This is a genomic window from Streptomyces echinoruber (assembly GCF_014651135.1).
Taxonomy (GTDB): Bacteria; Actinomycetota; Actinomycetes; order Streptomycetales; family Streptomycetaceae; genus Streptomyces; species Streptomyces echinoruber.
Genome location: NZ_BMWH01000013.1, coordinates 169,686 through 179,054, shown reverse-complemented (window position 1 = coordinate 179,054; position 9,369 = coordinate 169,686). Strand labels below are relative to the sequence as shown.

The 9,369-nt window shown below is 76.7% G+C and carries 5 protein-coding genes and 1 pseudogene; 1 reads left to right on the top strand and 5 read right to left on the bottom strand.

Going from position 1 to position 9,369, the window contains the following annotated elements; translation table 11 throughout:
* Positions 1-373 (top strand): annotated as a pseudogene (locus IE225_RS17225) (hypothetical protein); the annotation flags it as partial.
* A gap of 46 nt (positions 374-419) precedes the next feature.
* Here the strand turns inward: IE225_RS17225 and IE225_RS17220 are convergent.
* The 5 genes from IE225_RS17220 to IE225_RS17195 all read right to left on the bottom strand — a co-directional run bounded on the left by IE225_RS17220 (position 420) and on the right by IE225_RS17195 (position 9,219).
* A complete protein-coding gene (locus tag IE225_RS17220; protein ID WP_190058411.1) occupies positions 420-1,238 on the bottom strand; it encodes a TrmH family RNA methyltransferase in 819 nt (272 codons plus the stop codon).
* Between the two features lie 159 nt (positions 1,239-1,397).
* Entirely contained in the window at positions 1,398-2,630 is a 1,233-nt protein-coding gene (gene cobA / locus IE225_RS17215) for a uroporphyrinogen-III C-methyltransferase (protein ID WP_190058410.1), read from the bottom strand.
* A 167-nt stretch (positions 2,631-2,797) separates the two neighbouring features.
* Positions 2,798-6,691: a nicotinate-nucleotide--dimethylbenzimidazole phosphoribosyltransferase gene (gene cobT, locus IE225_RS17210; RefSeq protein ID WP_190058409.1), complete on the bottom strand. Its 3,894-nt coding sequence runs from the start codon at positions 6,689-6,691 to the stop codon at positions 2,798-2,800.
* 342 nt (positions 6,692-7,033) lie between these two features.
* Complete coding sequence (gene cbiE / locus IE225_RS17205) at positions 7,034-8,254, bottom strand: precorrin-6y C5,15-methyltransferase (decarboxylating) subunit CbiE (protein ID WP_190058408.1); 1,221 nt, start codon at positions 8,252-8,254, stop codon at positions 7,034-7,036.
* 329 nt (positions 8,255-8,583) lie between these two features.
* Positions 8,584-9,219, bottom strand: coding sequence for a GNAT family N-acetyltransferase (locus IE225_RS17195; protein ID WP_190058407.1), 636 nt, complete (start codon positions 9,217-9,219; stop codon positions 8,584-8,586).
* Positions 9,220-9,369: the final 150 nt, after the last annotated feature.

Below are 9,369 nucleotides of genomic sequence, written 5' to 3'. Positions count from 1 at the left end.
CGCCGGGGTGCCGCGGCAGACGACCGCCTCCCGCGGCGGCACCCGCTCGCCGGCCGGCCGGCCCGCCGCCCGGGGCGGCGCCGGGCGTCCCCGGCCGCGCACGACGGGCACCAGGCTGCGGCCCGCCAACCCGCGGCTGCTGCGGCAGCGGCTGTTCGTGTTCGTCGTGGTGACGCTGCTGGTGGCGCTCGGCATCGCGGCCGTCCAGGGCTGCCAGGGCCCGGCGCGCGGTCTCGGCGGCGACGGCGGCGAACGGCCGCGGCAGGGGCAGCAGGCCCGCTCGCCGCAGCGGTCGTACCCGCCGCTGCACGGGCAGCTCATGCGGCAGCGGTACGAGTCGACGTTCGACACGACGGTCGACGTGTCCCGGTAGTCCCGGTGGTCCCGGTGGTCCCGGTAGCGGCGCCCGGTGGCGGCCGTCAGTCCCGCGGGCGTCCGGTGGTCACCGCGTAGAACGCGACGGCCGCGGCGGCGGCGACGTTGAGGGAGTCGACGCCGTGGGACATGGGGATGCGGACCCGCTCGTCGGCGGCGGCCAGGGCCCGGGTGGACAGGCCGTCGCCCTCGGCGCCGAGCATGAGGGCGACCTTGTCCCTGCGGTGCGGGGCGGCCTCGTCGAGGCTGCGGGCCTGCTCGTCGGGGGTGAGGGCGAGCAGCGTGAACCCGGCCTCGCGGATCGCTTCCAGGCCCTTGGGCCAGGTCTCGACGCGGGCGTAGGGCACGGCGAAGACCGCGCCCATGGAGACCTTGACGCTGCGCCGGTAGAGGGGGTCGGCGCAGTCCGGGGAGAGCAGGACGGCGTCCATGCCGAGGGCCGCGGCCGAGCGGAAGATCGCGCCGATGTTGGTGTGGTCGTTGACCGACTCCAGGACGGCCACCCGGCGGGCGCCCGCCAGGAGTCCGGCCGCCGCGGGCAGCGGTCTGCGCCGCATGGAGGCGAGCGCGCCGCGGTGCACGTGGTAGCCGGTGACCCGCTCGGCGAGCTCGGGGTCGACCACGTAGACGGGCGCCGGAAGCGCGTCGATGACGTCCCGCAGGGTGTCGACCCACTTGGCGGACAGCAGCATCGAGCGCGTCTCGTAACCCGCGGCCCGGGCGCGCCGGATGACCTTCTCGCCCTCGGCGATGAACAGGCCCTCGGCCGGTTCCCGCCTGCGGCGCAGCTCGACGTCGGTCAGGTCCGTGTAGTCGCGCAGGCGCGGGTCGTCGGGGTCGTCGACGGTGATGAGATCGGCCACGGGGTGATGCTGCCTTGTCCTGGTCCTGGGTGCGGCGCCGAAGGCGCGGATCGGTGCGGATCAGTGCGGATCGGTGCGGGTCGGCACGGTTCAGTACGGGTCGGCGCGGCCCCCAAGGTCGCCCCCCGGGGGGGACGGTCCGGGTCGCCCCGGGGTGGGTCACGCCTCGGAGCGCGGCCCCACGGTGACGACATCGCCGATGACGATGACCGCCGGGGGCCGGACGTCCTGGGCGCGCACCGTCTCCCCGACCGTGGCGAGGGTCGCGTCGACGCGGCGCTGGGCGGCCGTGGTGCCCTCCTGGATCAAGGCGACCGGGGTGTCGGCCGGCTTGCCGTGCGCGATCAGGGTCTCCGCGATCCTGCCGATCTTGTCGACGCCCATGAGGACGACGAGGGTGCCGGTCAGCTTCGCCAGCGACGGCCAGTCCACGAGAGAGCGCTCGTCGTCGGGGGCGACGTGCCCGCTGACCACCGTGAACTCGTGCGCGACCCCCCGGTGGGTGACCGGGATGCCGGCCGCGCCCGGCACCGAGACGGAACTGGAGATGCCGGGGACCACGGTGCACGGGATGCCCGCCTCGGCGAGCGCCTGCACCTCCTCCATGCCCCGGCCGAAGACGTACGGGTCGCCGCCCTTCAGCCGTACCACGGACTTGCCTTGCTTGGCGTGCTCGATCAGCGCGTTGTTGATGGCCTCCTGCGCCATGGCACGGCCGTAGGGGATCTTCGCCGCGTCGATCACCTCGACGTGCGGCGGCAGTTCGGCCAGCAGGTCGCGCGGGCCGAGGCGGTCGGCGATGACCACGTCGGCCTCGGCGAGCAGGCGGCGGCCGCGGACGGTGATCAGGTCCGGGTCGCCGGGGCCGCCGCCGACCAGGGCGACGCCCGGGGTGCGGGTGCGGTGGTGCGGGGCCACGAGCGTGCCGTCGCGCAGGCCCTCCACGACCGCGTCCCGGATCGCGGCGGTGTGCCGGGGGTCGCGGCCGCGCGCGTCGGTGGTCAGTACGGCCACGGTGACGCCCTCGCTGTGGCCGGTGGCCGGGGTCCAGGCCGTCGCCGCGTCGGCGTCGTCGGAGCGCACGCACCACACGCGGTGGCGCTCCGCCTCCGCGGAGGCGCGGGTGTTGGCCTCGGGGTCGCTGGTCGCGATGAGCGCGTACCAGGCGTCGGCGAGGTCCCCCTCCTCGTACCGGCGCCGCTTCCAGGTGATCTCGCCCGCGTCCGCCATGGCCTCCACCGAGGGGGTGACCTCGGGGGAGACGAGGACGACGTCCGCGCCCGCCGCGACGAGGGCCGGGAGGCGGCGCTGGGCCACCTGGCCGCCGCCGAGGACGACCACACGGCGTCCAGAGAGGCGGAGGCCCACGGGGTAGGGAGGGTGTTCGGCCATGTGAGGTGTGGCTCCTCGTCCTGGCGGTGCGATGGGCGCTACGGCTCTGGAGCGGCCCTGACGTGCGGATTCTAGACGTGGGTGCGGGGCGGCGCGGGGGCGGGGCCGGTGCGGGGCGCCTCGGGGGCGGGGCTGGTGCGGTGTCCCCGCGCCGGCCCCGCCCGGGGTCACTTCTCGGTGACGCCCGCCGAGTCGAACGTCGCCACCTCGTGCATGGCCCGCGCCGCGCTCTGCACCAGCGGCAGGGCCAGCAGGGCCCCCGTGCCCTCGCCGAGGCGGAGGTCGAGGTCGACCAGGGGGCGCAGGCCGAGCTTGTTCAGCGCGGCCACGTGGCCGGGTTCGGCGCTGCGGTGGCCGGCGATGCAGGCGGCCAGGACCTCGGGCGCGATGGCGCGGGCGACGAGGGCGGCGGCGCCGGCGCTGACGCCGTCGAGGATCACCGGCGTACGCAGGGAGGCGCCGCCGAGGAGGAGGCCGACCATCGCGGCGTGCTCCAGGCCGCCGATGGCGGCGAGGACGCCGATGGGGTCGGCCGGGTCCGGCTGGTGGAGTTCCAGGGCGCGGCGGACGACCTCGGTCTTGCGGGCCAGCGTCTCGTCGTTGATGCCGGTGCCGCGGCCGGTGACCTCGGCGGGGTCGGCGCCGGTGAAGACGGAGATCAGCGCGGCGGACACGGTCGTGTTGGCGATGCCCATCTCACCGGTCAGCAGCGCCTTGTTGCCGGCCGCCACCAGGTCGCGGGCGGTCTCGATGCCGACCTCGACGGCCCGCTTGGCCTCCTCGCGGGTCATCGCCGGGCCGGCCGTCATGTCGGCCGTGCCCGGGCGGACCTTGCGCGGGAGCAGGCCCGGCGTGGCCGGCAGGTCGCCGGCGACGCCGACGTCGACGACGCACACCTCGGCGCCGACCTGGTTGGCGAAGGCGTTGCACACCGCTCCCCCGCCCAGGAAGTTGGCCACCATCTGGGCGGTGACCTCCTGCGGCCAGGGGGTGACGCCCTGGGCGTGCACCCCGTGGTCGCCGGCGAAGATCGCCACGGCGGCGGGTTCGGGGATCGGCGGCGGGCACTGCCGGGACAGGCCGGACAGCTGCGCGGAGATGATCTCCAGCATGCCGAGCGCTCCGGCCGGCTTGGTCATGCGCTTCTGCCGTTCCCACGCCTCGCCGAGCGCTTTGGCGTCCAGCGGGCGGATACCGGCTACGGTCTCGGCGAGCAGGTCGTGTGGTTCCTCTCCGGGCAGGGCGCGACGGCCGTACGTCTCCTCGTGGACCACCCACGACAGCGGGCGGCGCTTGGACCATCCGGCCTGCATCAACTCGGGCTCCTGGGGGAATTCGTCGACGTACCCGATGCAGAGGTACGCGACGACCTCCAGGTGCTCGGGGAGGCCCAGGACACGGACCATCTCACGTTCGTCGAAGAAGCTGACCCAGCCGACGCCGAGGCCCTCGGCGCGGGCGGCGAGCCAGAGGTTCTCCACCGCGAGCGCGGAGGAGTACGGGGCCATCTGGGGTTGGGTGTGGCGGCCCAGGGTGTGGCGGCCGCCGCGGGTGGGGTCGGCGGTGACGACGATGTTCACCGGCGTGTCGAGGATCGCCTCGATCTTCAGTTCCTTGAACTGCTTGGCCCGGCCCTTCGGCAGCGAGCGGGCGTACGCCTCCCGCTGCCGCATGGCCAGTTCGTGCATCTTGCGCCGCGTCTCGGTGGAGCGGATGACGACGAAGTCCCACGGCTGCGAGTGGCCGACGGACGGCGCGGTGTGCGCCGCCTCCAGGACGCGCAGCAGCACCTCGTGCGGGATCGGGTCGCTGCGGAAGCCGTTGCGGATGTCCCGGCGCTCGCGCATCACCTTCAGCACGGCCTCGCGCTCGGCTGGGTCGTAGCCGGGTGCGGCGGGGCCGCTGGGACGGGTGGGACGGGCGGGCTGCGCCGCGGGCGCGTCCTGGCCGTCCTGGCCGTTCTGGCCCGTCTGGCCGTCCTGGCCCATCTGCTCGGCCTGCTCTTCCTGTTCGGCCTGGTTCCCCTGCTCGGCCTGGTCCTCCTGCTGGTTCTCCGGGGCGGCGGCCCGGGCGGTGGGGTCGTCGGCGTGCCGGGCGGCGGCGCCCTCGTCGGCGGCCGGCGCCGCGGGGGCCTGCGGGCCGGGCTCCTGGGCGGCGGGGACCGCGGGGGCCGCGGGGGCGGTATCGGGCGCCTGTGCGGCGGCGTCCGCCGGCTGGTCCGGGAGCGGGGCGGGCGCGCCGGGGGCGTCGGCGGCCGGCGCCGCGAGGTGCTGCGGGCCGTCGGCGGGCGGGTGCGCGGCGGGCGCCTGCGGGGCCGGACCGGTCCCGGCTGCGTCCGCGGGCGAGCCGGCGGGCGGCTGGACCTCGGCGGCGACGTCCGCGGCGGCCACGTCCGCGGCCTGCGGGAGCGGGTCCTGCATCTGCGCCGGGGTCTGCGCGGGTCCGGCGGCGGGCGCCTGCGGCTCGGGAGCCGCCGGCTGCGGTACGGCCTCGGCGTACGGGCCGGCTTCCGGGGCGGGGGCCTCGGCCGCCTGCGCCGGGTCCGCCGCGTGGCCGCCGGGAGCGGCGGGGACCGCGGCCCCGGCCCACTCCGCGTCCGGCACCGGCCCGGCGGGCTGCGGCTGCCCGGGCTCCGCCGCGAGCGGTGCCTCGGACTGTCCGGTGGGCGCGGCGGGCTGCGCCGCGCCGGCGGCGGGCGCGGGCTGCGCGGCCTCCCCGGCCGCGGGAAGCGTGCCGTCCGGCGCCCGACCGGGGACGGCGGCGTCCGGCTGCGGCGCCGCCGCCTCGGGGGCGGTCACGGGTTCCGGGGCCGGGGCCTGGGATGCCTCGGGGGCGGGTTCGGCCGGCTGCCCGGCCTCGGGGATCTGCGCACCGTCGGCGACGGCACCTGCCTCGGGGGTCTGCGCGCCATCCGGCGCGGGCTGCCCGTCCTCGGCGGCGGGCACGGCCTCGACGGCGGGCGCGGCATCGGCAGCAGGCGCCGCCTCGACGGCGGGCGCGGCCTCCGGCGCCTGTGCGGCGTCCTGGGCCACCTGCGCGTCCTCCGGCAGCGGGCCGGACTCCGCCGGCGCCTGCGCACCGCCGTCCGCCGGGCCGTCGCCCTGCGGCGCCGGCGCGCCCTCGGCCGGCCCGGCGCTCTCCGCTTCCGGTGCCGTGTGCTCCGGCGCCTGGGCGGCCTCCGCGGCCTGCCCGCCGTCGCCCGGCAGGCCGGGCTGCGGGGTCGGCGCCGGGGCGGGAACCTCGCCCGGGGCGCCGGTCTGCGCCTCCTGCGCGGCCTCGGCGGCGTTCTCGCCCTCGGCGTACTGGGCGTACTCGGCGTACGGCGCGGGCGCGCTCTCCGGCCCCTGCGGCGCCACGGCGCCCTCCTGCGCGTACGGCGCGGGCGCGGCGTCGGCATCGGCCGTGGCGGCGTACGCCGCCTCGGGGGCCTGGCCCGCGACGGCGGCCCCGGAGGCGAGCCGGGCGGCGGCCTGGGCCGCGCCGGCCGGTTCGGTGGCGGGAGCAACCGTTCCCGCGGCCGGCGCCTGGACACCGGGGCCGGGGACCTGGGTGCCCCAGGGCGTGGCGCCCTGGGGGGTCACCTCGGCGGGCTGCGGGGCGTCGAGGTACTCGGAACCGGTGGCCGGCGGACCGGCGTGGCGGGCCGGGGCCTGCGCCGGGCCGCGGTCGGCGAGGGAGCGGACCGGGCTGGCGGAGGTGTCGGGGATCGGCGGCCCGAGGTGCAGCGGCCGGGGCGGGGTCGCCGGCGCGGCGGCCGGGGCGGGGGCCGGGTGCGGGTGCGGCGGGCGGAAGGCGCCCGGGTCGGCGGAGCCGCTGTCGCGCCCGTCCGTCTCGTGCGGGCCCGGCTCGTGCACCGCCTCCACCTCGACGAGCGGTTCCGGGGCGGGCGGGGGCACTTCGTTGCCCCACGCGCCCTGGGCGCCCGGAAGGAGCAGGTCTTCGTCCTCGGCGGTGGTCTCGGAGAGGTAGGTGTACGTGCCGTGCGCGGGGACGCCCGGCTGCTCCACCATGCCTGCGTTCTCCGGCAGTCCCTCGCCCGGGACCTGGCCGGTGTCGGTCATGCGTACCCCTCGCCCATCGGTTAGTCCTTCTTCGACCAGCTCACCCGGAACGGCGCGTCGACCGCCCCGTGGTGAAGAACGAGCGCGCGTGCCCAGCGGCACGAACGACCGCCTGCAAAAGGCGACAAAGCCATTGAGTGGCATTGTCGCGGTCGTTGCTCCGTCGCGACAGCGTGATCCGCGACGGTCCGCTGTGGACTGCGCCACGTTGCGCGTCCTCGGGTGGTGCCGTACCGCATCCGCCCCGAGCGGGGCGCTCAATCCGGACATTGACCGACGAAGCCGGGTGTCCGGGTGCGGCACAACGATCGGCCAGCCTACCGCGCCGGTACGACAAGCGGATCACGGGGCGCGGTCGGGCAACACTCCGCTGACCAGGAACGTCACGTTCCGCTCCGTCTCGGTCCACAGGCGGGTGTCCAGGCCCACGGACTGCACCAGGGCGCACGCCACTTCGTAGCCGTGCTCGGTCAGGTCCCGGCCGACGCGTTCGGCGGCGTCGCGGGTCGCGGCGTGGGTGACGATGCGCTGCGGGCGCCGGTCGGCGACCGCGGAGACCACGGCCGCTCCCCCGCCGCCGACCCGGACCACGTCCGGTTCGGGGAGGTCCTCCAGGACCTGCGGGGCGCTGCCGGGGACGACCTGGAGCTGGACGCCGAAGCGGCGCGCGGTCGCCTCGGTGCGGGCGCAGGCCGCGGGATCCCGGTCGACGGCGATGACGGCGGCGCCGGCCCGTGCGGCCTCGGTGGCGAACGCGCCACCGCCGCAGCCGATGTCCCACACCAGGTCGCCCAGCCGGGGCCCCAGGCGGGCGAGTTGGGCGGCGCGCAGCAGCTCGGCCTCGCCCTCGCCGAGGGTGCCGCCGTAGGCCGCGGCGGGCTGGGTCCAGCCGCGCGGGCCGGCGCCCGGGTCGCGGCCGGCGATCCAGCCGCCGGTCCCGGCCGCGCCGGCCGGCGTGGCCGGGCCGCCGATGACGATGACGACGTTGGGGTCGCGCCAGGTGTGGTCGGCGGCCTTGTCGGAGGTGACGACGGTGACCCGCTCGTGCTCGGTGCCCAGTTCCTCGCAGATGACGAAGGTGCGCGGCACGCCGTCGAGCAGCAGCCCGAGTTCGGCGGGGCCGGCGCCGGGCGAGGTGAGGACGGCGACCTTGGTGTGGGCGCGGCAGACGTTCACGGCGCGGCGCAGGGTGCGCCGGTGGGCGACGACGACGTGGGCGTCGTCCCAGGGCATGGCGGCCCGGGCGAAGGCCTGGGCGACGGAGGAGACGGCGGGCACGACCTCGACCTCGAGGCCGAACTCGGGGGCGCGCAGGGTCCGTACGACCCCGAAGAAGCCCGGGTCGCCGTCGGCGAGGACCACGGCCGTGCCGCGGTGGGCGGCGATGCGGCGGGCGGCGAGGGCGACGCTGCCGAGGCGGATGCGCTCGGCGGTGGGAGGCACCTCGGGCAGCGCCAGGTGGTGGGCGGCGCCCGCCACGAGGGTGGCGGCGCCCAGGGCGGCGCGCGCCGTGTCGGTCAACGGCGAACCGTCCCAGCCGATCACCGTGACCCGGTCGGCCATCGTCGTCAGTCTCCAGGTTTTCGCAGGTCGTCAGCGGGGCCCCAGGCGGGCTTGGTGAGCGTACCCGGTGGCGTCGGCAGGCAGCCGCGCCGCCCCTGGGCACGGCGCCGTCCGGGTGCCGGAGGGGCCGCCGGTTCCGGTACGGGTGGCCGGCTTCGGCGCAAGGACCGGTTCCGGCGCAAGGACCGGTTCCGGTACGGGAGTCGGTCCCCGTACGGAAGTCGGTTCCGGTACGGGAGTCGGTCCCCGTACGGAAGTCGGTTCCGGTACGAGAGTCGGTTCCGGTACGGAAGTCGGTTCCGGTGCGGGAGTCGGTTCCGGTACGGGAGTCAGTTCCAGTGCGGGTACGACGTGAAGCCGGTGCCGGCCGGCTGCTCGCCGACGCCTTCGAGGTCCTCGGGCAGCAGGCTCCACACGATGAGGTCGGTGCGCACGTCGGTCCACTGGCCGTTCTCGCCGCGGGTGCGCGCTATCCAGGCGCCGCGCAGCACGCCCTCGCTGACACAGCCGATCTTCTGGGCGACCTGCTGGGAGGCGGTGTTGTCGGCGGCGGTGCGCAGTTCCAGGCGCTCGAACTTCTGGTCGGTGAAGAGCCACTGGGCGGTGGCGAGGGCCGCTTCGGAGGCGTAGCCCTCGCCGCGCGCCCAGGGCGCGACGACGTAGGCGATCTCGGTGGAGCGCACCCGCCAGTCGGTATTGCTCAGGTGGACGGTGCCGACCAGGCGCTGGGTGAGGAACTCGGTGACGGCGAAGACGATGCCGCGGCCCTCGGCGCGTTCGGCGGGGGCGCGCTCGGTGATCCAGGCGCGGGCGTCGGCCTCGGTGTAGGGGTGGGGGACGGAGGTCCAGGCGGTGACGAGCTCGTCGTTCATCATCTCGGTGAACGCCTCGACGTCCGCCTCCTCGAAGGGGCGCAGGACCAACCGCTCCGTGGTGAGGGAGACGTTGGGGAAGGTGCTCGTCATGCGCCGCTCCGTTACCTTCGGGAAGCCTTCAGGGTCTGCTGAACAGCCCAGCATGCAGCATGAAAGCATCGCACCGCACGCGGGGGCCCACTCCGTGTGAAGGAGCGGACCCCCTGCGTGGGCGTCGCCGGGTGCCGGGCCGTGGACGGG

Excerpts from the sequence above, each read along its gene's own strand:
- cobA (WP_190058410.1), bottom strand. The coding sequence starts at position 2,630 with ATGGCCGAACACCCTCCCTACCCCGTGGGCCTCCGCCTCTCTGGACGC.
- cbiE (WP_190058408.1), bottom strand. The coding sequence starts at position 8,254 with ATGGCCGACCGGGTCACGGTGATCGGCTGGGACGGTTCGCCGTTGACC.
- cobT (WP_190058409.1), bottom strand. The coding sequence starts at position 6,691 with ATGACCGACACCGGCCAGGTCCCGGGCGAGGGACTGCCGGAGAACGCA.
- IE225_RS17195 (WP_190058407.1), bottom strand. The coding sequence starts at position 9,219 with ATGACGAGCACCTTCCCCAACGTCTCCCTCACCACGGAGCGGTTGGTC.